The 21,358-nt window shown below is 73.5% G+C and carries 24 protein-coding genes; 11 read left to right on the top strand and 13 right to left on the bottom strand.

Annotated features, from left to right (window positions below; genetic code table 11):
• The first annotated feature begins 219 nt into the window (after positions 1-219).
• From ACRB68_RS12055 to rlmB, 5 genes are all read left to right on the top strand, one after another.
• Positions 220-981 (top strand): DUF6585 family protein, encoded by a 762-nt coding sequence (locus ACRB68_RS12055; protein WP_153532620.1) that lies wholly within the window; start codon positions 220-222, stop codon positions 979-981.
• Positions 982-1,103: 122 nt separating this feature from the next.
• The gene (locus tag ACRB68_RS12050; RefSeq protein ID WP_153532619.1) at positions 1,104-1,487 is read left to right on the top strand and encodes a PPOX class F420-dependent oxidoreductase; all 384 of its coding nucleotides are present in this window, start codon (positions 1,104-1,106) and stop codon (positions 1,485-1,487) included.
• Positions 1,488-1,540: 53 nt separating this feature from the next.
• The gene (gene cysS / locus ACRB68_RS12045; RefSeq protein WP_328594104.1) at positions 1,541-2,938 is read left to right on the top strand and encodes a cysteine--tRNA ligase; all 1,398 of its coding nucleotides are present in this window, start codon (positions 1,541-1,543) and stop codon (positions 2,936-2,938) included.
• A gap of 64 nt (positions 2,939-3,002) precedes the next feature.
• Positions 3,003-3,566, top strand: coding sequence for a Clp protease N-terminal domain-containing protein (locus ACRB68_RS12040; RefSeq protein ID WP_153532618.1), 564 nt, complete (start codon positions 3,003-3,005; stop codon positions 3,564-3,566).
• A 118-nt stretch (positions 3,567-3,684) separates the two neighbouring features.
• Positions 3,685-4,617, top strand: coding sequence for a 23S rRNA (guanosine(2251)-2'-O)-methyltransferase RlmB (gene rlmB / locus ACRB68_RS12035; RefSeq protein ID WP_153532617.1), 933 nt, complete (start codon positions 3,685-3,687; stop codon positions 4,615-4,617).
• Between the two features lie 6 nt (positions 4,618-4,623).
• Here the strand turns inward: rlmB and ACRB68_RS42460 are convergent, their stop codons facing one another.
• Complete coding sequence (locus tag ACRB68_RS42460; protein ID WP_153532616.1) at positions 4,624-5,811, bottom strand: PucR family transcriptional regulator; 1,188 nt, start codon at positions 5,809-5,811, stop codon at positions 4,624-4,626.
• A 254-nt stretch (positions 5,812-6,065) separates the two neighbouring features.
• Here ACRB68_RS42460 and ACRB68_RS12025 point away from each other — a divergent pair, with 254 nt between their 5' ends.
• Positions 6,066-6,611, top strand: coding sequence for an HAD family hydrolase (locus ACRB68_RS12025; protein ID WP_153532615.1), 546 nt, complete (start codon positions 6,066-6,068; stop codon positions 6,609-6,611).
• 25 nt (positions 6,612-6,636) lie between these two features.
• On the opposite strand, the gene crcB is transcribed toward ACRB68_RS12025, so the two are convergent.
• Genes crcB through ACRB68_RS12005 form a run of 4 tightly spaced genes read right to left on the bottom strand, consistent with a single transcriptional unit; the run spans position 6,637 to position 9,315 of the window.
• Entirely contained in the window at positions 6,637-6,993 is a 357-nt protein-coding gene (gene crcB, locus ACRB68_RS12020; RefSeq protein ID WP_328594521.1) for a fluoride efflux transporter CrcB, read from the bottom strand.
• Entirely contained in the window at positions 6,993-7,463 is a 471-nt protein-coding gene (locus ACRB68_RS12015; RefSeq protein WP_328594103.1) for a fluoride efflux transporter FluC, read from the bottom strand. Before ACRB68_RS12015 ends, crcB begins: the two co-directional genes overlap by 1 nt.
• Before the next feature lie 35 nt (positions 7,464-7,498).
• Positions 7,499-7,894 (bottom strand): cupin domain-containing protein, encoded by a 396-nt coding sequence (locus ACRB68_RS12010; protein ID WP_153532613.1) that lies wholly within the window; start codon positions 7,892-7,894, stop codon positions 7,499-7,501.
• Positions 7,891-9,315 carry an MFS transporter gene (locus ACRB68_RS12005; protein WP_153532612.1) on the bottom strand — a complete coding sequence of 475 codons (1,425 nt, stop codon included), beginning with the start codon at positions 9,313-9,315 and terminating at the stop codon, positions 7,891-7,893. The genes ACRB68_RS12010 and ACRB68_RS12005 overlap by 4 nt, the downstream gene beginning before the upstream one ends.
• Before the next feature lie 203 nt (positions 9,316-9,518).
• On the opposite strand from ACRB68_RS12005, the gene ACRB68_RS12000 reads away from it, so the two are divergent.
• Together ACRB68_RS12000 and ACRB68_RS11995 are read left to right on the top strand one after the other, a co-directional pair.
• Positions 9,519-10,646 (top strand): sensor histidine kinase, encoded by a 1,128-nt coding sequence (locus tag ACRB68_RS12000; RefSeq protein ID WP_153532611.1) that lies wholly within the window; start codon positions 9,519-9,521, stop codon positions 10,644-10,646.
• Positions 10,643-11,302: a response regulator transcription factor gene (locus tag ACRB68_RS11995; RefSeq protein WP_328594102.1), complete on the top strand. Its 660-nt coding sequence runs from the start codon at positions 10,643-10,645 to the stop codon at positions 11,300-11,302. The genes ACRB68_RS12000 and ACRB68_RS11995 overlap by 4 nt, the downstream gene beginning before the upstream one ends.
• A 32-nt stretch (positions 11,303-11,334) precedes the next feature.
• On the opposite strand, the gene ACRB68_RS11990 is transcribed toward ACRB68_RS11995, so the two are convergent.
• Positions 11,335-12,201 carry a YhjD/YihY/BrkB family envelope integrity protein gene (locus ACRB68_RS11990; RefSeq protein WP_153532610.1) on the bottom strand — a complete coding sequence of 289 codons (867 nt, stop codon included), beginning with the start codon at positions 12,199-12,201 and terminating at the stop codon, positions 11,335-11,337.
• Between the two features lie 302 nt (positions 12,202-12,503).
• Here ACRB68_RS11990 and ACRB68_RS11985 point away from each other — a divergent pair, with 302 nt between their 5' ends.
• Positions 12,504-12,866, top strand: a complete 363-nt coding sequence (locus ACRB68_RS11985; protein ID WP_153532609.1) for a BlaI/MecI/CopY family transcriptional regulator — start codon at positions 12,504-12,506, stop codon at positions 12,864-12,866.
• Positions 12,863-13,735 (top strand): M56 family metallopeptidase, encoded by an 873-nt coding sequence (locus ACRB68_RS11980; protein WP_328594100.1) that lies wholly within the window; start codon positions 12,863-12,865, stop codon positions 13,733-13,735. Before ACRB68_RS11985 ends, ACRB68_RS11980 begins: the two co-directional genes overlap by 4 nt.
• Before the next feature lie 15 nt (positions 13,736-13,750).
• On the opposite strand, the gene ACRB68_RS11975 is transcribed toward ACRB68_RS11980, so the two are convergent.
• From ACRB68_RS11975 to ACRB68_RS11960, 4 genes are all read right to left on the bottom strand, one after another.
• Complete coding sequence (locus ACRB68_RS11975) at positions 13,751-14,206, bottom strand: tellurite resistance TerB family protein (protein ID WP_153532608.1); 456 nt, start codon at positions 14,204-14,206, stop codon at positions 13,751-13,753.
• A gap of 105 nt (positions 14,207-14,311) precedes the next feature.
• Positions 14,312-15,325 carry a hemolysin family protein gene (locus ACRB68_RS11970; RefSeq protein WP_328594098.1) on the bottom strand — a complete coding sequence of 338 codons (1,014 nt, stop codon included), beginning with the start codon at positions 15,323-15,325 and terminating at the stop codon, positions 14,312-14,314.
• Positions 15,322-16,680, bottom strand: coding sequence for a hemolysin family protein (locus ACRB68_RS11965; protein ID WP_328594096.1), 1,359 nt, complete (start codon positions 16,678-16,680; stop codon positions 15,322-15,324). Before ACRB68_RS11965 ends, ACRB68_RS11970 begins: the two co-directional genes overlap by 4 nt.
• Before the next feature lie 79 nt (positions 16,681-16,759).
• Entirely contained in the window at positions 16,760-17,335 is a 576-nt protein-coding gene (locus tag ACRB68_RS11960; protein ID WP_153532607.1) for a TerD family protein, read from the bottom strand.
• 279 nt (positions 17,336-17,614) lie between these two features.
• Here ACRB68_RS11960 and ACRB68_RS11955 point away from each other — a divergent pair, with 279 nt between their 5' ends.
• Entirely contained in the window at positions 17,615-18,982 is a 1,368-nt protein-coding gene (locus tag ACRB68_RS11955) for an MFS transporter (RefSeq protein WP_207709669.1), read from the top strand.
• On the opposite strand, the gene ACRB68_RS11950 is transcribed toward ACRB68_RS11955, so the two are convergent.
• The 3 genes from ACRB68_RS11950 to ACRB68_RS11940 are packed head-to-tail and all read right to left on the bottom strand — an operon-like array spanning position 18,983 to position 21,011.
• Entirely contained in the window at positions 18,983-19,666 is a 684-nt protein-coding gene (locus ACRB68_RS11950; protein ID WP_153532606.1) for a hypothetical protein, read from the bottom strand.
• The gene (locus ACRB68_RS11945; protein WP_153532605.1) at positions 19,663-20,259 is read right to left on the bottom strand and encodes a hypothetical protein; all 597 of its coding nucleotides are present in this window, start codon (positions 20,257-20,259) and stop codon (positions 19,663-19,665) included. Before ACRB68_RS11945 ends, ACRB68_RS11950 begins: the two co-directional genes overlap by 4 nt.
• Positions 20,259-21,011: a TauD/TfdA family dioxygenase gene (locus tag ACRB68_RS11940; RefSeq protein ID WP_153532604.1), complete on the bottom strand. Its 753-nt coding sequence runs from the start codon at positions 21,009-21,011 to the stop codon at positions 20,259-20,261. Before ACRB68_RS11940 ends, ACRB68_RS11945 begins: the two co-directional genes overlap by 1 nt.
• Between the last annotated feature and the right edge of the window lie 347 nt (positions 21,012-21,358).

The following is a 21,358-nucleotide window of genomic DNA, read 5'->3' as shown; positions in this document are numbered from 1 at the left end:
CGCTGCGAGGACCCCGAGTACGCCTGGACGTGGGCGCGTGGCTGAGGTGCGGCGGTCATGATCCCGAGCACATTGCGCCCGCTGGACCTGGGCCCGGCGGCGACCCGCTGCGAGGACCCCGAGTACGCCTGGACGTGGGCCCGGCCGGCGGGTTAGAGGAGCCTCTCCCCGAGGCAAGCCGGTGATTTTCTCCGCCCATAGCGGGGTAGGCGATGGTTCGTGCCTTCTCCCACCGGCTCGCTGGGCGCGCCGGTCCGGGTGTTCGACGCCCGGGCCGGCCGCCGCCGCGCGCTGACGTGGCTGGCCCTGCTCGTCCTCGCCGCCGCCGTGCTGGTGCCCGCGTCGGCCGCCTACCTGGCGCAGGGCCGCCCGGCGCTCGGCGTCCCCGCCGCGCTGCTCGCCCTCGGCTACCTCGCCGCCGCCGGCTGGATCGTGCGGCGCGGCGGCCTGCGCGGCCGGGCCCGCGTCGTCCGCCTGCACACCGGCGGCGTGGAGATCGAGGGCGAGGCCGCCTACGCCTGGGCCGACCTGGTCTCGGTGACGATGTCGGGCGTGCAGCGGGCGCGGCGCGGCGTGGTGCGCTGGCGGTTCGACGTCGTCGCCGCCGACGGCCGCACGCTGCGCCTGGACGACGCCCTCCCCGACGTCCGCGCCCTGGGCGAGGCGATCACCGCCGGCCTCAACGAGCATCTGGCGCCCCGCGTCCGCGACCACCTGGACGCCGGCGGCAGCGTCGCGTTCGGCCCCTTCACCGCCACCCCCGACGGCATCACCAAGGACGGCCTCGGCATCACCTGGCCCGCGATCGGCACCGTCGACATCGACAACGGCCTGGTCAGCGTCCGCTCCCGGGACGGCCTCCGCACTCTCACCGCCACCGCCGGCGCCACGCCGAACGCCCTGCTGCTGGCCGGGCTCGCCGCGTACCGGACCCCGGCCCGGCCCGGCCGCCACGGCGCGCCGGGCCGGGGCGGCGCTTAAGGGGGCCGGCCTGTTCCGCGGCCGTGAGCTGGAGGTTCGCGGCGGTATGAAAGCCGATCCCCCCGGGTAGATCGCAGGCCGTGGCAAGATCGTGAGCAGGACCGTTCCGGCAAGGGGAGAACATGGCCACGCTGAACGACAAGGCGCGCACGCTGTTCGACGGCACCAACTTCGTCACCATCGCCACCATCAACCCGGGCGGTGAGCCGCAGGCCAGCGTCGTGTGGGCGGAGGTGGACGGCGACGACGTGCTGGTCTCCACGGCCAAGGGCCGCCGCAAGCACACCAACCTGCTCCGCGACCCGCGCGTGAACCTCAGCGTCTACGACCTGAACAACCCCTACGACTACGCGGAGATCCGCGGCACCGCCACGATCGTGGACGACCCGGAGGGCGAGCTCATTCAGCGGCTGTCGCAGAAGTACACCGGTGAGCCCTTCGAGGACGCCCCCGGCAACGAGCGCGTGATCGTACGTGTCACGCCCGACAAGGTCCACACCCGCTAGCGGACACGTCAATGCGGCGGCGCGGGCACACGGCGATCCAATAACCTGGGTCCGTGAGCCTGCGCCTTTACGACACCAGCACCCGTAGCGTCCGCACGTTCGAGCCCCTGGAAGAGGGCCGCGTGGGGATGTACGTGTGTGGTGCGACGCCGCAGGCGTCACCCCACATCGGCCACCTGCGCTCGGGCGTCATCTACGACGTGCTGCTGCGCTGGCTGCGCGCCTCCGGCTACGACGTCACCTTCGTCCGCAACGTCACCGACATCGACGACAAGATCCTGCGGGTGGCCGCCGAAGGGGGCGTGCCGTGGTTCGCCGTCGCCGAGGGCAACCAGCGCGTCTTCAGCGAGGGCTACGACCTGCTCGGCTGCCTGCCGCCCACCATCGAGCCGCGCGCGACCGGGCACGTCCCGGAGATGATCGTGCTGATGCGGCTGCTGATGGAGCGCGGCCACGCCTACGCGGCCGGCGGCGACGTCTACTTCGACGTGCGCTCCTGGGCCGAGCACTACGGGTCGCTGTCCAACCAGAAGATCGAGAACATGCGGTCCGCGGAGGACTCCCCGAACGAGGAGGCCAAGCGCGACCCGCGCGACTTCGCGCTGTGGAAGGGCGCCAAGCCCGGCGAGCCCACCTGGGACACCCCGTGGGGCGAGGGCCGGCCCGGCTGGCACCTGGAGTGCTCGGCGATGGCCCGCAAGTACCTGGGGCCGGTGTTCGACATCCACGGCGGCGGCGTCGACCTGATCTTCCCGCACCACGAGAACGAGATCGCCCAGTCGCAGGCGGCCGGCGACGGGTTCGCCCGGTACTGGCTGCACAACGGGCTGCTCACCATCAACGGCGAGAAGATGAGCAAGTCGGTCGGCAACGTGGTGCTGCTGACCGACCTGCTCGGCCGCGCCCGGCCCGCCGAGATCCGCTACTACCTGGTCTCGGCGCACTACCGGTCGCTGATGGACTACACCGACGCCGCCCTCGCCGAGGGCGTCTCGGCCTACCAGCGCATCGAGGGGTTCGTCACCCGCGCCGCCGAGGTCGTCGGCCCCGGCGAGCCCGCCGGGCAGTTGCCCGCGGCCTTCACCGCCGCGCTCGACGACGACCTGGGCGTCCCGCAGGCCCTGGCGGTCCTGCACGAGGCCGTCCGGGAGGGCAACAGCGCCCTCGCCGCCGATGACGCCGCCGCGGCCGCCCGGCACCTGGCGGAGGTCCGCGCGATGGCGGGCGTGCTCGGCCTGGACCCGCTGGACCCGCAGTGGGCCGGCACCGCCGAGGACGACCTGCACACCGTGGTCGACGCCCTGGTCAAGGTCACCCTGGAGCAGCGGCAGGCGGCGCGCGCCCGCAAGGACTACGCCGCCGCCGACGCCATCCGCGACGGCCTCACCGCCGCCGGGATCGTGGTGGAGGACACCCCGCACGGCCCGCGCTGGGAGCTGAAGCGCACTTGACGCCGGGAAGGGGCGGCGTACGGTCGGTAGTGCCGTACGCCGACCCTTCCCGAGGTGGTCATCCGTGTTCGAACGGTTCAGCGAGCACGCCCGGCAGGTCATCGTCCTCGCCCAGGAGGAGTCACGGCTCCTGGAGCACGGCCATATCGGCACCGAGCACCTGCTGCTCGGGCTGCTGCGGGTGCACGACCCCCTGATCGACCAGGTGCTGGCGCCGTACGGGCTGACGCTCGCGGGCGCCCGCCGCCAGGTCGAGGAGATGACCGGCAAGGGCGGCGGGGACTCCGGCGGGCACGTCCCGTTCACCCCCCGCGCCAAGAAGACGCTGGAGCTCGGCCTGCGCGAGGCCCTCGGCCTCGGCCACGACTACATCGGCACCGGCCACCTGCTGCTCGGCCTCGTCGACGAGCCGGACGATCTGGCCGCGCGCATCCTGACCGGGTCCGGCGCCGGCCTCGGCGCGCTGCGGCAGGAGGTGGTCGCCGCGATGGGCGCCGGGCCCGCGGCCTACACCGCGCCGCCCGCCCCCCGGGAACCGCAGGCGGACCGGCTCGCCGCGATCGAGGAGCGCCTCGCCGGGATCGAGGACCTGATCGCCACGATCCTGGAGCGGTTGGACCGCCGGTGACCCGAACAGTTCCCCGCGGCGCATAAAATCGGTGGTTTGGGGCTGCCGCCCCGTTCACCGAGCCGCCCCTGAGCACGAGGGCGAGCAAGCCGCAATCGTCGCGAGGGGCGTAACAGCAATGACCAAGGGCAAGGGCAAGGGCCCCACTCCGAAGGCCGAGAACCGGCACTGGCACGGCAAGCGCCAGAAGGCGCGTGCCGTCAAGAACTCCCGGCGGACCGGCACCCCGACCGTGGGCCCCGGCGCGAGCCGCGGGCAGGGCGGCGGCGGGCAGGGCGACGCGCCGGCCCGCACCGGCCGCCCGGCGGGCGCCCGCCGCGCCAACGGCGAGACCCCCGAGCTGGTCACCGGCCGCAACCCGGTGCTGGAGGCGCTGCGCGCCAAGGTCCCCGGCACCGCGCTGTACATCACCGACGCCCGCGACGACCGGGTCCGCGAGGCCATCCAGATCGCCGCCGACCGCCGCATCCCGCTGCTGGAGACCGGCAAGAACGAGCTGGACCGGCTCACCGACGGCGCCGTCCACCAGGGCATCGCGCTGCAGGTGCGGCCCTACCGCTACGCCCACCCCGACGACCTGCTGAAGGGCGCGCGCCCGCTGATCGTGGCGGTGGACGGCATCACCGACCCGCGCAACCTCGGCGCGATCGTCCGCTCGGCCGCCGCGTTCGGCGCGACCGGCGTGGTGGTGCCCGAGCGGCGCGCCGCGGGCGTCACCGCCGGGGCGTGGAAGACCTCCGCCGGCACGCTGGCGACGCTGCCGGTCGCGCAGGCCACCAACCTGTCGCGGCAGCTGAAGGCCTACCAGAAGGCCGGCTGCTTCATCGCCGGCCTGGACGCCGCGGGCCCCACCCCGATCGGCGACCTGGAGATCGCCGGCGGGCCGTTCGTGCTGGTCGTCGGCTCCGAGGGCAAGGGCCTCGGCCGGCTGGTCGCCGACACCTGCGACATGCTGGTCAACATCCCGATGCCCGGCGGCGCCGAGTCGCTGAACGCGGGCGTCGCGGCGGGCATCTCGCTGTACGAGATCTCCCGGCTGCGCGGCGCCTGACCGCGCTCACTCCCCGGGGCGCGCCAGCCGGGCGTGCAGCGACATGTGCAGCGCGAGCCGCTGCGCCGGGTCGTACAGGTCGTCGCCGAACAGCGACTCCAGGTGCCGCAGCCGGTACCGGACGGTCTGCGCGTGCAGGTGCAGCCGGCGCGCGACCTCGGTGGCGTTGAACGAGCACTCGATCAGCGCCAGCAGCGTCTCGGCCATCCGCCGCCGCTGCGACGGCCGCAGCTCCAGCAGCGGCGCGAGGAGCCGCGCGGCGACGCAGTCGACCAGCCCGCGGTCGTTCATGATGATCAGCGTCGGCAGGTGCGCGGACACGTCGATGGGGCGCCGGTCGTCCAGCACGCCCTGCCCGGCGAGGGCGAGCGCGCCGCGCGCCCACGGCAGCGACCGGGCGGCCTCGGCGACCGGCACCGGCGGCCCGATGGCGGCGGCCCAGCCGTGCAGGCCGTGCTCCAGCATGGCCCGCCGGCCCGGCCCGCCGGGGTCGGGCACGATGAGGACGGGCTCGTCCAGGTGCAGCCCGGTCAGCACCTCGGGCGGCAGCGCGGGCCGGTGCGCCGCGTCGCCGGTGCGGGGCCGCAGCGCGACGACGGAGACCTCGGCGGGCAGCGGCCAGTCCGCGCGGCGCGCGGTCTCCTCCAGTTCCCCCTCGGCCGCGCCGCCGCCGATGATCAGGTCGACGAGCCGGCGCCGCCGCGCCGGCCGGCCGCCCCCGGCGCCCTCGCTCGCCTCGGCGTGCCCGGCCGTGACGGCCGCCGCGATGCGGTCCAGGTAGCCGAAGACGGCCTGCGCGACCTGGGCGATGACGTGCGCGGGCGTGTGCAGGCCGTCGTTCTCCAGCCGTTCGGTCAGCCGCCGGACCGCCACGCCGGCGCCGAGCCGGACGGCCGTCTGCAGCTGCTCGGGCCCGCGGCCCGCGCGCGCCTCCTCGGCGCCGATCCGCCAGAACCGGTCCAGGATCTCCTGCGAGCCGGTCTCGGGCCGCTCCAGCATGTCGACGAAGTGGCCGAGCGTGGACTCCACGATGTGCGTCAGCGGCGCGGCGTCGTCCAGATAGGCCGGCACCGACCGCCGGATCTCGGCCACCGCCTCCGCGGCGACGCCGGGCAGATGCCGCCGCAGCGCCGGGGTGCGCGCCGCGATCTCCGCGGGCGGCAGATCGATGTGGATCGTCCAGGCGGCCGGCACGACCCCCCTCTCGCGCTAACACTGCACCGAATATCACATCGGGCGATGGAGTGATTCTGCGGTGCGCCTCCCGCCGAGTCAACGCGGGCGCACCCTGCGCGACGGGACGGCCCGGCTGTGCCCGGACACAAGAACCCGGCGCGAGCGTCGTGTGCGCGCCCATGGAAAGCCCGCAAGCGGACGCTTATCGTCGGTGGTATCCCGTTCGACCTGCGGTTTCGCCGCCGCTCACCCCATCGACCAGGGAGCCTGCCATGCCGTCCCCCCTGCTCACCCTGATGCCCTCGGCGCCCACCCGGGGCCGCCCGGTGAAGTCGGCGCTGATCCTGTGGGACGTGGACGACCTGCTGAAGGAGCAGACGGCCGCCCGCGTCCGCCCGGTGCTCACCGCGCTGGCCGAACGGGACGAACTCGTGCAGACGGTGCTGTCCGGCGACAACGGCCCCGGCGTCTTCGCCAAGGCGGACCGGTTCGGCCTGGCGGAGGTGCTGGACTTCCAGGTCGGCGCCTACGGCCTCGACAGCCGGGTGCGCGCCCGCCTCGTCGCGGCCGCCCAGCGGCGCGCCGAGCGCAAGTACGCGGCGGACTTCACCCGCCGGAACACGATCCTGGTCGGCGGCACCCCCGGCGACGTGCGGGCCGGCCTCGGCGGCGGCGCGAAGGTCATCGGCGTGGCCGCCGACCGGGCCGCCGCCGAGGCGCTGGAGTGGGAGGGCGCCGACATCGTGCTGCCCGTCCAGGCCGGCACCGGCGGGTTCCTGGCGGCGGTCGGGACGCTGCTGGCCTTCCCGGCCCGCTGACTTCCCGGCCCGCTGACGGGGCGGCTCAGACCGCCTGCGCGACGAGCAGGCCGCAGTAGGCGGCGCCGAGGCCCGCCGCGATGGAGGCGGCGGCGTTCAGGACCGCGAACGGGCGGGCGCCGTCCTCGGCGAGCCGCAGCGTCTCGTACCCGAAGGTGGAGTAGGTGGTCAGCGCGCCGCAGAACCCGGTGCCGGCCAGGGCCATGACGTGGTGCCCGGCGGGCAGGGCGGCCAGGAACCCGAGCAGGCCGCACCCGGACACGTTGACGGTGAAGGTGCCCCAGGGGAACAGGGTGTCGTGGCGGGCCTGGACCAGCCGGTCGGTCAGGTAGCGCAGCGGCGCGCCGACCGCCGCGCCCAGCGCCACCAGCAGCACCGTGATCATCGTTCGGTCCTGCGGCGGGCGGCCAGGCGCATCACGCGCGTACCGGCCCAGACGCCGGCCAGCGCGCAGACCAGGGTGGCGGCCAGGTAGGCCAGCGCGGTGCCGGCCGCCCCGGCCGCGGCGGCCTGCCGCACCTCGACGATGGCGGTGGAGAAGGTGGTGAACCCGCCCAGCACCCCGACGCCGAGGAACGGCCGCAGCAGCCGGTGCGGCTGCCACACCTCGGTGATGGCGACCATCAGCATCCCGATCAGCACGCAGCCGGAGACGTTCACCGCGAAGGTGGCCCAGTCGAAGGAGCCGGGGGCGTGCGGGAAGGCGGTGGTGGCGCCGTACCGGGCCAGCGCCCCGCAGACCCCGCCCGCCGAGATCGCCGCCAGCGTCGACCACGGCGCGTTCCGCAGCTCCAGGCGCTGCTGGGGCACGTGCAGATCGACGTCGGGATCCACCGGACGGGTGTCGGGCACTGCACCTCCAGGCTGTGCTGGCACGGCGGCTCATCCTAGCCGGGGCGCCCGGTCCGCCTCTCCAGCCGGCCGCCGTGCGGCAGGGTGACGGCCATGATGCTGCTCGGGACGTCCAGCTCGATGCGGTGCCAGCGGCCGCGCGGGACGATGGCGGCGGTGCCGGCCCGCAGCCTGATCTCCTCCTCCGGCCGCCCCTCCTGCTCCGGGCGCAGGTAGAGGCGGAACTTGCCGATGAGGCAGGACACGACCTCCTCGGCGTCGGGGTGGACCTCCCAGTGGTCGGCGTGCACGTCGGCGCCGGTCTTGGCGTGGACGACCGTCAGCCGCCAGCCGTCCCGGCCGCAGTCCGCAGTCCTTCCTCCGGCCCGGATGGTGCCGCCCTGGTACAGGTGGATCGCCGAGGCGAAGAGGTCGATGGGGGCGGCGGTCATGCCGGGACGTCCTTGCGGCGCAGCACGGCGAGGGCGACGAGGGCGGCGGCGGCCAGCAGGACGGCGCCGAGGCCGAGGCCGAGCGCGTACCCGTCGTTCAGCGTCCGCGGCGTGACGACCGGGCCGGTGCGGTCGTGCGCGGCGGTGCCGAGCGCGGCCAGCCCGATCGAGGCGCCGAGCTGGCGCGAGGCGGTGAGCAGGGCCGAGGCGGTGCCGGTCTCGCGGGGCGCGACGCCGGCGGTGGCGACGGAGACGAGCGGCCCGAGGCAGAGCCCGAAGCCGACGCCGGCGACGAGCGAGGGGCCGAGGACGTCGGCGCCGAACGAGCCATCCGGGCTGATCAGGGCGAACCAGGCGAACCCGGCCGCGGTCAGCGCCGCGCCGGCGACCATGAACGTCCGCGGCGCGAACCGGTGCCCGAGCCTGACCACGAGCACGGCCCCGACGACCACGCCAAGGGCGAACGGCACGAACATGACCCCGGTCAGCGCCGCCCCGTGCCCGAGCACGTGCTGCAGGTAGAGGGACATGAAGTAGAAGGACGAGGCCATGGCCGCGCCGACCAGGAGGTTGTAGGCGTTCGCGCCGGCGACCGAGCGGTTGGCGAACAGCCCCGGCCGGAGCAGCGGCTCGCGGCCGGTGGCCCGCTCGACCAGGACGAACGCGGCCAGCAGCGCGACGGCGGCCGCCAGGGTCGTCACGGTCGCCGCCGAGGTCCACGGGTGCCGGTCGGTGCGGACGACGCCGAACACCAGCAGGGTCACGCCCGCCGTGGCCAGGACCGCGCCGAGCACGTCGGGACGGCCGCCGCGCGCGGCCGGCGGGCTCGCGGCGATGCCGCGCCAGGCCAGCGCCAGCGCGCCGGCGGCCATCGGCACGTTCACCAGCATCACCCAGCGCCATCCGGCGTACTGGGTGAGGAGCCCGCCGATCAGGACACCGAAGGCGCCCCCGGCGGCGTTCGTGGCGCTCCAGATGCCGAAGGCTCGGACCCGGGCCCTGCCCTCGGGGAAGGTCGCGGTCAGCAGCGCCAGCGCGGCCGGGGCCAGCGCGGCGGCCCCGACGCCCTGCGCGGCGCGGGCGGCGACCAGTTGGCCGGGCTCCTGGGCGAAGCCGCCGAGGAGGGAGGCCATGCCGAACAGGCCGAGCCCCGACAACAGGACCCGCTTGCGTCCATACCGGTCGGCGGCCTTGCCGCCCAGCAGGAGCAGCCCGCCGAAGGTGAGGGCGTAGGCGTGGATCACCCAGGTCAGGCCCACCGCGCCGAAGCCGAGGCCGGCCGCGATCTGCGGGAGCCCGACGTTCACCACCGACAGGTCCAGCGACACCATGAACTGCACGACCGCCACCGCGGCGAGCGTGAGCCCGGGCCGGGCGGCCGCCGTCCGGGCGGTCGCGCCCGCCGATTCCCTGACCGCCATCACGCCTCGACCCCCGTGCTTGCTCGCATCGTCTTCATGGCGGCCATCGTGATCTCCGGGCCACCCGGCGGTCGTCGCACCGGGGGAGTCTCCTCGGCCCGGCACCGGGGGCGTAAAAACGGCCCGGCTACTCCCCGGGGAGTAGCGACCGATCGCTACTCACGGCCGATGATCTTCGCCGGGGAAAGCCCTAATCTGCCCGGATGAGGTACTTGGAGCGGTTGCGGCCGTTCGCTCAGGACGGCCTGCCCGCCGTGGCACTGGCCGTCCTGCTGACGGTCATCGTGCTCGTCACGCCGCACACCGGCGCGCCGGACGTCGCGGCCGTCCTCGCCGGCACGCTCGTGCTCGCCGTCCAGCGGCGGGCGCCGCTGGTGGCGCTGGCCGTCAGCACGGCCTGCATGCTCGGGGTCGCGGCGCACGTCCAGCTGGGCCCGCCCGTCGCCTTCCCCGTGCTGGCGGCGGTGTTCGCCGCGGTCAGCGCCGGCCACCGGCTGGCCGCGGCGCTGGCGGGCACGGTCTTCCTCGGCGCCGGCCTGCTGGTGGACCTGCCCGGCGCCGACGCGTCCGGCGGGACCCTGCAGAGCATCTCGCTGCTGATCGGCTGGTTCGTCGCCGCCGGCGTGGCGGCGACGGTGGCCCGGCACCGGCAGGCCTACCTGGAGGAGGCCGAGCAGCGCGCCGCCGAGGCCGAGCGCACCCGCGAGGAGGCGGCCCTCCGCCGCGCGGACGAGGAGCGGCTGCGCATCGCGCGCGAGCTGCACGACTCGCTCACCCACAGCATCTCGATCATCAAGGTCCAGGCCGGGGTGGCCGTCCATCTGGCGCGCCGGCGCGGCGAGGACGTGCCGCCCGCGCTGCTGGCCGTCCAGGACGCCAGCCGCGACGCCATGCGCGAGCTGCGCGCCACCCTGGAGGTGCTGCGCGAACCCGGCGGCGAGACCAGCGGCCTGGACCGGCTCGCCGACCTGGTGGACCGCTCCCGGGCGGGCGGGCAGCCCACCACGGTGACGATCACCGGTGAGCAACGCGAGCTGCCCGCCGAAGTGGACCAGGCCGCCTACCGGATCGTCCAGGAGGCGCTCACCAACATCTCCCGGCACGCCGGCGAGGCGGCCGCGGAGGTACGCATCGGCTACGGCGACACGGAACTGGTCGTGCAGGTCGACGACGACGGCAAGGCCGACCCGGCCGCGCCGCCCATACCCGGCACGGGCCTGCTCGGCATGCGCGAGCGCGTCACCGCCCTCGGCGGCCGGCTGCGCGCCGCTCCCCGCCCCGACGGCGGCTTCACCGTCCGCGCCGAACTCCCCCTCGGAGGAACACCGTGATCCGGGTGCTGCTCGTCGACGACCAGGCCCTCATCCGCGGCGGCTTCCGGGCCCTGCTGGAGATCGAGGACGACATCGAGGTGGTGGCCGAGGCCGCCGACGGCGAGCAGGGTGTCGCCCTCGCCCGCGAGCACCGGCCCGACGTCGTCCTGCTCGACGTGCAGATGCCGGTGCTGGACGGCATCGAGGCGACCCGGCTCATCGCCGCCGACGAACGGCTGTCCGGCGTCCACGTCGTGATCCTCACCAACTACGGGCTCGACGAGTACGTCTTCAACGCGCTGCGCGCCGGCGCGTGCGGCTTCATGGTGAAGGACACCGAGCCCGCCGACCTGCTGCAGGGCGTCCGCGTCGCGGCCCGCGGCGACGCCCTGCTGTCACCCGCCATCACCCGCCGCCTCATCGGCGAGTACGTCGCCCGCCGCCCCCTGCCCGCGCCCCTGGGCCTGGGCGCGCTGACCAACCGCGAGCGCGAGGTCACCGCGCTGGTGGCGCGCGGTCTGTCCAACGACGAGATCGCCGCCCACATGGTCATCAGCCCGGCGACCGCGAAGACCCACGTCAGCAGGGCGATGACCAAACTGCACGCCAGGGACCGCGCCCAGCTGGTGGTGTTCGCCTACGAATCCGGCCTGGTGACCCCCCGCCGCCCCTGACCCCGACGAGGCCGATCGCGATTTCGGCATCGTCACTCCGTGACGTCCGGGCCCGTGTCGTCCAGCCATCCGCGGACCGGGGACCGGCGGGCGATCACGGGCCCCGCGGCCAGGCCGGCGGTCAGCACGAAGCAGACGGCGATGAGCCAGCCGAGAACGGTGAAGACCGGGCCCAGCGAGCCGTAGAGGGCGGTGCTGTGGTCGAGCGCGTCCGGCATGTACAGCCTGGAGGCCGTCAGCACACAGGTCAGTCCGAGCCCGGCCAGGAGGGCGCCGGGAAGCAGCGCCGGCCACCGGACGCGGCCGGCCAGCAGAAGGTGCTGGGTCCACCACCACAGGAGGGTGTTGCCGAGGAGGGCGGCGGCGACCCCGATGACCACCCGCGCCGACAGCTCGTGGCGGACGGTCGCGCCCACCAGCAGCGACAGCAGCAGGACCCCCAGCCAGACGAGCCAGCGCCAGACGACGAAGGCGGACGTGGCCTGGGGCAGATGCCAGCACTGCTCGCACAGGCGCTGCAGCGAGCGGCTGCAGTCGGTGGCCGACAGGACGACGACGAGGACGGCGAGCAGGCCGAACGCCTGCGTCGCCGCCGAGCCCGGCGCGGCGAACAGGGCGTCGACCTGATCGCCGGCGCCGAGGCCGAGCACCTCGCGCAGGGAGTCGCGCATCCAGCCGCGGACCGGGTCCGGCATGAAAGCGCAGACCACGAACAGCAGCGGCATCACCGTCATGAAGACCTTGGCGGCGAGTACGGTCGCCGAATCCATGACCCGGATACGGGCCAGGTGGTCGAGCAGCTCCCCCAGCCAGGGCACCTTGCCGCGGACGCGGTCGCGCAGGCCTTCCCAGACCGACACGATCCGGCGCGCGGAGCGACCGAGGAACCCGTCACTCATGCTTTCCCGGCCCCCGCCCGATCACGCACCGGCCACAAGGCGGCGGCCGTCGTCCAGCCCGAGGAGTGTTCAGCGCACTTTCCGGTAGGTCCCCACCGGGCAGCAGCGCGACACGGCGGCCCTCATCCTTTGCCGGGGACTGAACGTCTCTATGGGCCGGTCTTCCGCCGCCCCGCCTGTCACCGCTGACGAAGACCGGCCGGCGATCACCCGCGGCGCGGGCATGCGCGTGTCCCTGGGGAAGCCGGCGATCGTTAGGCTGGCGTCAGGACGTTCTTCGCCGATATGACAGGGCTGGGGTCTTGCCGCGACGACCATTGGGGCAGCTGGAGGCCGAGGTGCTGGCCGTGCTGGCCGCGGCCGACGGCTTCATCAACACCTCCGACCTGCGCGACCGGCTGTCGGGCGACCCCGCTTACACGACGGTCAACACGATCCTGTTCCGGCTGCACGACAAGGGCATGGTCGACCGGGTGCGCGTCGGCCGCCAGTACCGTTACCGCCTCGCCGTCGACGAGGCGCAGGTGGTGGCCGGGCGCATGCACGACCACCTGCGCATCGCCAGCGATCCGGTCAACGCGCTGAGCCAGTTCGTGCAGACCCTGAGCGCCGATCAGGCGCGGGTGCTGCGGGAGCTCCTGGACCTGCCCGAGGGCGATCGGTGAACGAGTACACCTGCCTCCCGGCCGTGATCACCCTGGTGCTGGGGGTCGTCCTGGGGTGGCGGGCGCTGCCGCTGCACCCGCGCTGGTCCGCCCGGGTGCTGGCGATCACCGCGGCGATGGCCGCGCTGGCCGGCGTCGGCACGGTCGTCTTCATCGCGGTCAACTACGGGGCGACGCTCGCGCCGGGGGCCGCCGATCGGCTGCCCGAGTGGATGCTGTTCGGCGACGACCGGCCGGTGCCGCCGCTGCTGGGCGTCCCGGCCGCGGCGCTGACCGGTGCCGCCGCGGTGGTCGTGGGGCGCAGGGCGGTCCGCTGGACGCGCGAGCTGCGCCGGGCCCAGCGGGCGGCGCGGTCGGTGCTGGAAAGCGACGCCCTGATCGCCACCGCCGTCCCGGGCCGGCGCGGGGGAGTGCTGGTCTCGCGTGGCCTGCTCAACGGTCTGACCGCCCGGGAGCTGGAGGTCGTCTTCCGCCACGAGGAGTCGCACCTGCGGCACCGTCACCACCGTTATCTGGCGGCCGGAGCGTTCGCCGCGGCCCTCATCCCTCCCCTGCGGACGCTGGAGGGGCGGCTGCGCCTGGCCGTCGAGCGCTGGGCGGACGAGGACGCCGCCGCCGTGGTGGGCGACCGGGTCCTGATCGCGCACACCATCGCCAAGGTCGCGCTGGCCGGCGTGCCGGAAGGCGGGCCGGCGCCCGCCTTCACCGACTCCATCGTGGTCGAGCGGGTGCAGGCGATGCTCGCGTCGCCGCCCGGCACGAACCCGGTCACCGGACCGGTCGTCCTGGCCGGCAGCGGGCTGACCACCGGGCTGCTCGCGGCCACCGCCCTCCAGCTGGACCACGCGCTCGTGTCGACGTTCCTGTGAGCGGGTGCGGCGGGGTCAGAGGTCGAACTCCGCCGGGGAGAGGCCGACCGCGAAGCACGCCTCCCGGACCACGGCCTTCTCGGTGGCGTCGAAGTCGCCGTCCGCGCCGCCGATGATGATGCCGATCTGGATCACGGCCCGCGCCTCGGCCGGCTTCTTCTTCACCTTGCCGATCTCCTGGAGGAGGCCGACCTTGCCGAAGTCGAAATCGGCTCCCAGCTTGTTCAGGTAACCGTCGAAACGCTGCTGCAGGTCGCCGGCGTCGAAATTCTGCAGCACCTCGTTGGACGCGATGAGCGAAGCCGTCCGCCGGCGCTCGGACGGATCCACCGACCCGTCCGCGGCGGCGACGAGCGCGCACATCGCCATGCTCGCGTCGCGGAAGGCCCCGCTCTTCAGCTCGTTCTTCTTGGCCGTGAGCTGGGCCTGCATCGTCTGCGTGGATTCACGGAACCTGTCCCACAGCGCCATGTCCTGCCTCCTTCGCCGGTTCGCCCGGTCCCGTCCCAGGCGATCTACTACAAGTGTAATAGCAAGTGGGGCGGCGGCCGGAGGGGGAGCGTCCGCCGGCCGGCGCTACTCCGCGAGCAGGCGGTACAGGAGGTCGTCGAGCGCGATCAGCCCGACGAGCCGCCCCTCGTCGTCCCGGACGAGCCCGAGCTGGCTGTGCTGGGCGCGCAGGGTCGTCGTCGCGGCGGCGACCGAGGCGCCGGCGGACAGCGTCGGCACGGGGTGGGCGAGCTCGGCGGCCGCCGGGCTGTCGCCGCGGATGAGGGCGAGATAGGCGTCACGTGCGTGCACCAGCCCGTCCAGCCCACTGCCCGGGGTCTGGACCAGCAGCCGGGTGTGCCCGGTCCGGTCGGCGGTGTCGATGACGGTCCGGGGCGTGGCGTCCGCCGGCACCGAGACGATGTCGGCGGCGGGGACCAGCAGCTCGGCGAGCCCCGCCTGGGGCGCGCGCAGTGCCTTGTCGAGCAGGTTGCGGTCGGCTTCCTCGATGAGGCCGAGGCGGCGGGACTCCTGGACCAGGTGCCGGAGCTGCTCGGGGGTGCGGGACACGCTCATCTCGTCACGCGGCCGGATTCCGATCAGGCGCAGGAGCGCGTTGGTGACGCCGTTGAGGGCGGTGAGCAACGGCCGGACGAACCTGGTGAAACCGCGGAACGGCATGGCCAGGACGGTGGCGGACCGCTCCGGGCCGGCGATGGCCCAGGACTTGGGGGCCATCTCTCCCAGGACCATGTGCAGGAAGGTCACCAGGGCCAGCGCGATGGCGAACGCGGCGGCGTGCGCGGCGGCCGAGGGGAGACCGAGGCCGTGGAACAGCGGGGTCAGCGTCTCGGCGAAGACCGGTTCGGAGACGACGCCGAGGCCGAGCGAGCACATGGTGATGCCGAGCTGCGCGCCCGCCAGCATCAGCGACAGCTCCCGGATGCCCGCCACGGCGGAGGCCGCCCCGCGGCTGCCCTGGGCGGCGGCCTTCTCCAGGCGCGGCCGCCTGGCCGCCACCAGGGCGAACTCGGCGGCGACGAAGAACCCGTTCCCGGCCAGCAGCAGCACGGTGAGGACGATGCCGGTGGGCAGATTCACCGGGGACGCTCCTGTTCGCCGGCCGCGCCGGAGGCGGCCTCGACCGCGCGGAGCCGGATGTGCCGCGGCACGCGGTGGTCGATGTCGACGATCTCGATCTCGGCCTGGCGGCGGGGTTCGCCGATCCGGGCCGGCGGAAGGCCGACGGTCAGCCGGTCGCCCGGCTCGGCGAGCCTGCCGAGACGTTCGAGCAGCAGGCCGGCCACGGTGTCGTAGCCGCCCGCGGGCAGGGCGATCCCGGTGGCCTGCTCGACCTCGTCCACGCGCAGCCCGGCGTCGGTGCTCCACCAGCCGTCCGGCCGCCGCCTGGCGAGCGGTTCGTCGGCGTCGTTCTCGTCGGCGATCTCACCGACGAGCTCCTCGGCGACGTCCTCGATGGTCAGCAGCCCGGCGAAACCGCCGTGCTCGTCCACCACGCAGGCCAGCCGGTCGCCCTGGCCCCTCAGCCGGGCCACCACGTCCGGCAGCGGCAGCGAGCCGGGCAGCAGCAGCGCGGGCCGGGCAAGTTCCCCGACGGTGGTGCGCTCGGCCGCGGCGCGGTCGAGGGGGTACAGTCGGCTCAGCCCGACCACGCCGACGATGTCGTCGACGTCCCGGCCCAGCACCGGGTAGCGGGTGTAGCCCCGTTCGGCGATGACGCCGGCCAGCTCCGCCGCCGTGGCCGACGCCCGCACCGAGACCACGTCGACGCGGGGCACCATCACCGTGTCGGCGGTCCGGTCGGAGAACTCCAGCGCGCGCTCCAGCAGGTCGACGTGCTCGTCGGCCAGGTGCGCCTCGGACTCGCCGATGATGTGCCCGAGCTCCTCCAGGGTGGCGCCGTGGTGCAGCTCCTCCACCGGCTCGATGCCGAGGGCGCGCAGCAGCCGGTTCGACGCGGCGTCGAAGAGCCTGATCAGCGGGCCCGCGACCATCAGGTAGGCGAGCGTGGAGGAGGCCAGCGCCCGGGCCAGCCGCTCCGGTTCGGCCAGGGCCAGGTTCTTGGGGAGCAGCTCGCCCAGCACCATCTGGACGACGGTCGCCACCACGAAGCCGGCCGCCAGGGCGATACCGCCCGCCGCGGCCCCGGGCACGCCCAGCCCGTCCAGCAGCGGTGAGAACAGCTCGGCCAGCGCGGGCTTGGCGATGAAACCGACCACCAGGGCGGTCACCGTGATGCCCAGCTGCGCGCCGGACAGCATGAACGACAGGCGCTCCAGCACGCGCACGGCGCGTTCGGCGCGTTTGTCGTCCCGCGCGGCCTGCTGCTGAAGGGCCAGCCGGTCGGCGGTGACGTAGGCGAACTCCTGCGCCACGAAATAGCCTGTCGCGACCGTCAGGACGAAGACCGCCGCCAGGCCCAGCGCTACGCTCACCCGTTCCCCTCGAAGACCGAAGCCCTACGTTCGCCGGACGCGGGCCGGCCGCCCTCGGCGGCCGGCCCGGAACGGGACCTCAGGCGCCGACGCCGTAGTCGGCGGCGATGCCGGACAGGCCGGACGCGTACCCCTGGCCCACCGCGCGGAACTTCCAGTCGCTGCCGTGCCGGTACAGCTCCCCGAAGATCATGGCGGTCTCGGTGGAGGCGTCCTCGGTCAGGTCGTAGCGCGCCAGTTCGGCGTTGCCGTGCTGGTTCACCACCCGGATGAAGGCGTTGCGGACCTGGCCGAAGTTCTGGCCGCGCTTGTCGCCCTCGTAGATGGAGACCGGGAAGACGATCTTGGTGGCCTCGGCCGGGACGGCCGCGAGGTTCACCTTGATCTGCTCGTCGTCGCCCTCGCCCTCGCCGGTGAGGTTGTCGCCGGTGTGCTCGACGGCGCCCTCGGGACTGCGCAGGTTGTTGAAGTAGACGAAGTGCTGCGCCGACAGGACCTTGTCGCCCTGGTCGACCAGCAGGGCGCTGGCGTCCAGGTCGAAGTCGGCGCCGGTCGTGGTGCGCACGTCCCAGCCCAGCCCGATCAGCACGGCGGTCAGGCCGGGTGCCTCCTTGGTCAGTGAGACGTTGCCGCCCTTGGTGAGGCTGACCCCCATGATGACTTCCCCCTCGCTCGGATGACGCCGCGGCGCCGCGTTCCGACACTTATATTACATGTGTAGTAGGTGATCTTCGGGCCGTTCGGGCACTCCGGCCGCCTGCGCCACTCTCGGTGAGATTCGTCGCCGCCTCATGGGGTCTGTCCGGCCGAAACGCCAAATCGGGGGGCTGCTGACCGTTGTCTATAGTTACTTAGAGTAGTCATCGGTTCCGGTGAGCGGAGGCACGTGGCGTTCGGCCTGAAGGAACGGGGAGGGAGGGCTAGGGCGCGGCGAGTGTCCGGGGGCGGGTCGGGCCTTGCGGTCGCCGCCGCGCCGACCATGCTGCTCGGGCGTCTGCAGGAGGCAAGGACGCTGCTGGCCCTCCGGCCTTACCGGTTGCTGTTCACCGCGCGCGTGCTGTCGTTGACCGGGACGGCGGTGGCTCCGATCGCGTTGGCCTTCGCGGTGCTGCAGTTGAACGGCCGCCCCGACCGCCAGGCCGGCTCTCTGGGGTTGGTGCTGGCGGCGGGGATGCTGCCGCGGATCGCCTTGCTGCCGGTCGGCGGGGTGGTGGCCGACCGGTTCCGCCGTGATCGCGTGCTGGTGGCGACCAATCTGACCTGCGCCCTGGCTGAAGCGGTGACGGTGGTGCTGCTCGTGACCGGAGCGGCCAGGTTGTGGCATTTAGCAGCGATGTCTTTGTTGTGCGGCACTGCCGCGGCGTTCGCCATGCCCGCCTCCGAGAGCCTCGTCGCCCATAGCGTCCCGGATTCGCTGCGCTATCCGGCCACCGTGCTGCTGATGGCCGCGCAGAACAGCGTGAAGGTGGGTGGACCGGCCCTGGGAGGAGTCCTGATCGCGGTCGCGGGATCCACCTGGCTGATCGCTTGGGATGCCCTCACGTTCATCGCCTCGGCCGTCCTGCTCGCACGGATCGGCTCCGCCCCGGCCTCGTCTCGCCGGCCCAGAACGGCAGGCGCCCTGCCCGGCCGGGAGCCCGCCGGGCTGATCCGGTTTCTGGTCGATCTCGGCGAGGGATGGATCGACCTGCGTTCCCGTCCGTGGTTGTGCCTTCTGGTCGCGCACGCTGCGTTCGTGGCACCGATCTGGATGGTCGGCTACCAGCTCATGGGCCCGCTCTACAGCGCCCGTCATCTCGGCGGCGCCGGCCCCTGGGGTAAGGCCATGGCCGCTTTCGCTGTGGGTCTACTGGCAGGTGCCGCGGCCGCGTTCGTGATGCGTCCTCACCGGGTGTGGCCGGTCGTCTGCGCCTCCACCGCCGCCCAAGCCCTGCCGCTCGGCGCCATGGCGCTGAGATGGCCCGTCCCGGCGCTGATCGGCGCCACCGCGCTCGCCGGCGTCGGCACGGCCCTCTATGCCGCGCTGTGGGGGCCGCTCCTCCAGCAGGAACTGCCACCCGACCGGCTCAGCCGCGCCGTCGCCAACTCCGCGATCGCCCAGCTCCTCCCCATCCCCGCCGCCTACCTGCTGGCCGGGCCGGCCACGCACCTGTTCGGGCCGCGCACCGTCATGGCGGCCGGCGCCCTGGCCCTCACCCTCGCCGCCGTCCTTCCGCCGTTCGCCCGCCGGATCCGCACCCTGACCCTGATCCCCTCCCGCCCCGGAAAGGCGGCCGGCCGGACCCCGCGCCAAACGGCGTGATCAAGGTTCGTTCCCGGGGCCCGGCTCGAGCCCGTCGGTGAAGCGATAGCCGAGCAGGGAGATCTCGGGGGCGAACAGTTCGGCGACGAAGTCGCGCTCGTCCGCCGAGTAGAGGGCGGAATGGTGACGCCGGTCCGTGCGGTGCTCGCCGTTGGCACGCGGAAGCTCGAGGGCGTCGCGGGGAAGGCCGAGCCGCTCGGCGATCCGGTCGAGTTCGGGGCCCAGGTTCTCAAAGCGTGCGATGTGGTCGGTGACGACCTCGGAGCCGACGGTGTAGAGGCGGAAGTTGACCACGTAGTGGGCGCTTCCCGACTCCAGGAAGGTCGACAGCGGCGGCCGTGTCGCCGGGTCGCGGTGACGGGCGTAATAGCGGGAGATCACCTTGTCCCACGGATTGCGTTCCACGCACCAGGTGTAATAGGAGGTCCAGACCTTCTCGCCGACCAGCAACCTGACCTCCGCGGCGGGCATGTGGCCGTAGAAGCGGGCCGTGCCATCGGGATCGGCGTGGTTCTGTGGTCCGCGCCCGCCGAGACTCCGCCGCAGGGCCTCGTGTCCCGCGTTCTGGATGGGCGTGATCACGTCATCGGGGCCGCACACGCGCGACAACGCCAGTTCGATGCTGGTCGAGGCGGTCTTGCGGCACCGGATGTAGATGAACCGGTGCTCATGCGAGAGGATCATTCCGGGCCGTCCCAGGGCAGCACTTCGGTTCCGTATTCGGCGGCGATGTCGTTCGCCCAGCGGAGGTCGCGCAGGTACACCGGGCCGGTGATCTCGGCGAACTCGGCGCGCACGGTGTCGGCGTGGTCGCGGTCCTCGCAGGGACCGCAGACCTGCCCCCAGGAGGCGAGCCGGGCCACGGCGTCCAGCGTCACCTCCCGCCGCTTCCGCCGCGACCGGTAGTACGCCAGGAGCCCCTCCAGGTAACGCATGCTGCGGATCCCGCAGGTGCACCACGGCTGTGGTGCGGTGTGCTCGACGTGCGCGTCCCGGGTGCCGGCCTCCTGGCACCAGTCGGATCGGCTGGTGTTCGTGCCGGGCTGCCAGACGTGGAGCTCGTCCCGCTCCTCCGTCCAGCGATGCTGGTTGCCGTCGTGGACGAACGGGCTGACCAGGCGCGCACCGTCGCGCCCGTAGTCGCCGGGGACGCTCACGGCCCACCAGCGCCAGCCGAGCAGAGGACGGTCCGCGGGGATCAGGGCTCGCCCGCCGGGTTCGTGGAACCGGTCCCAGCGGACGTCCTCCGAGGAGGGGAACGAGGACGCCGGTGCCATCAAGGATCCAGTTTCAGGCGCTTGACGTGCCGTCGGCCGGCACCGGTGATCTCCGTCCGGCCGTGGAGCACGCGGTGGTTGTCGATGACGAGCACGTCGCCCTCCCGCAACGTCAGGTGACTGACCGTGCCCGGCGCGAGAAGCGCGGAGCGGAAGGCGTCCAGCGCGGCCGCGTGCTCGTCGTCGAGGCGGCCGGACGGCTGCCGGGCGCACCAGTCGAGGATGCGCCCGTGGTACCGGACGCGTGCGCCGCCCCGGTCATCGAAGGTCAGGATCGGCCGGCGGACGATGGGATGCCCGTCCGGGCCGTCGCCGGCGAAGGGAAAGCAGGCGTCGCCGAGCAGACGCGCCTGCTCCTGCTGGCCTCGCGCGTGCAGCAGGTCCAGGATCCGGGCGACGGGTGCGAGCAGGGACCGTCCGCCCTCGCCGGGGGTGACCATGGCCAGGGCGATCACGGGATGTGGGCGGTCGTCATGCGTGGAGTCGGTGTGCGGATCGAACGCGTCACGGCCGCGCGAGACCACGTCCGGCGAGGAGGACGGATCGGGGCGTACGTCCCAGACCAGCCGGCCGGGCGTCCCGTTCCCCGCGGCGACGGCCGTGCCGGCGAAGCTCACCGCGTCCACCAGCTCCGCGTCGGTCAGCGGGGCGTGTTCGAGCACGACCGCGCCGTCCCGCCGCAGCCGCGACCGCGCGTCGGCGCGCGATGCCCGGTCTCCCGGCCGCACGTACTCAGGCCAGCCCGTGCTCACAACGGCATCTTCATGAGATTTTCAGATCCTTACCTCTCCGCGACATTCCTGTGTCCAGTGGGCTCCTGACTGCGCTCTCCATACGACATGAAAGCATAAAAACACTTCGCGATAAAGTGGGGCGGCCACCCGGCGAAAGTCGCTTAACTGATCACGAGTAAGGCTTGTCAAGGGCCACCTCCGTCTGTACCGTCCGAGTTGATGGAAGAGATCCCCTGAAGGGGAATGAGGGGCTGGAGGGCCAATGGAGGAGCGCGACGACTTCGAGGTCGAGCCGGTCGAGGCGGAACTCCCCGAGTTCGCGCTGATGGTCGACGTTCCCGACTGAGGCACCGCGATTCACGGCG

Source organism: Actinomadura macrotermitis (genome assembly GCF_009604375.1).
In the GTDB taxonomy this organism is placed as follows: domain Bacteria; phylum Actinomycetota; class Actinomycetes; order Streptosporangiales; family Streptosporangiaceae; genus Spirillospora; species Spirillospora macrotermitis.
This window is presented reverse-complemented; position numbering and strand designations above follow the sequence as displayed.

What these genes read in the sequence shown, in the direction of transcription:
- ACRB68_RS12050 (WP_153532619.1), top strand. Translation starts at nt 1,104, where the DNA reads ATGGCCACGCTGAACGACAAGGCGCGCACGCTGTTCGACGGCACCAAC.
- rlmB (WP_153532617.1), top strand. Translation starts at nt 3,685, where the DNA reads ATGACCAAGGGCAAGGGCAAGGGCCCCACTCCGAAGGCCGAGAACCGG.
- ACRB68_RS12025 (WP_153532615.1), top strand. Translation starts at nt 6,066, where the DNA reads ATGCCGTCCCCCCTGCTCACCCTGATGCCCTCGGCGCCCACCCGGGGC.
- ACRB68_RS12010 (WP_153532613.1), bottom strand. Translation starts at nt 7,894, where the DNA reads ATGACCGCCGCCCCCATCGACCTCTTCGCCTCGGCGATCCACCTGTAC.
- ACRB68_RS12005 (WP_153532612.1), bottom strand. Translation starts at nt 9,315, where the DNA reads ATGGCGGTCAGGGAATCGGCGGGCGCGACCGCCCGGACGGCGGCCGCC.
- ACRB68_RS12000 (WP_153532611.1), top strand. Translation starts at nt 9,519, where the DNA reads ATGAGGTACTTGGAGCGGTTGCGGCCGTTCGCTCAGGACGGCCTGCCC.
- ACRB68_RS11990 (WP_153532610.1), bottom strand. Translation starts at nt 12,201, where the DNA reads ATGAGTGACGGGTTCCTCGGTCGCTCCGCGCGCCGGATCGTGTCGGTC.
- ACRB68_RS11975 (WP_153532608.1), bottom strand. Translation starts at nt 14,206, where the DNA reads ATGGCGCTGTGGGACAGGTTCCGTGAATCCACGCAGACGATGCAGGCC.
- ACRB68_RS11960 (WP_153532607.1), bottom strand. Translation starts at nt 17,335, where the DNA reads ATGGGGGTCAGCCTCACCAAGGGCGGCAACGTCTCACTGACCAAGGAG.
- ACRB68_RS11950 (WP_153532606.1), bottom strand. Translation starts at nt 19,666, where the DNA reads ATGATCCTCTCGCATGAGCACCGGTTCATCTACATCCGGTGCCGCAAG.
- ACRB68_RS11945 (WP_153532605.1), bottom strand. Translation starts at nt 20,259, where the DNA reads ATGGCACCGGCGTCCTCGTTCCCCTCCTCGGAGGACGTCCGCTGGGAC.